The sequence below is a fragment of the Altererythrobacter chaiwopuensis genome (assembly GCF_054957755.1).
The window spans coordinates 1-289 of the sequence record NZ_JBTXJG010000005.1; the positions used below are offsets into that span (position 1 = coordinate 1).

General features: G+C 72.7%; 1 protein-coding gene. It reads left to right on the forward strand.

The features are described 5' to 3' along the window. On the forward strand, nucleotides 1-289 hold a 289-nt coding region (locus ACX2DJ_RS12965; RefSeq protein ID WP_462573159.1), incomplete at both ends, for a cation:proton antiporter domain-containing protein.

Sequence of the window (289 nt, forward strand, 5' to 3'; positions counted from 1 at the left end):
GCGCCATCGGACAGCGCCTGGGCATCGCGTCGCCGCTGCTGCTGGTCGCGGTCGGGCTCGGCATCTCCCTCCTGCCGTTCTTCCCCGCGCCGCACGTCAGCCCCGAGTGGATCCTCGCCGGCGTGCTGCCGCCCCTCCTCTACTCGTCGGCCGTCTCGCTCCCCGCCGTGGAGTTCCGGCGGGATCTGCGCCCCATCTCGCTGCTCGCCGTCGCGCTCGTGATCGTGAGCGCCGTGCTGCTCGGCTTCTTCTTCTCGGCGGTCATCCCGGGCCTGGGCATCCCCATGGG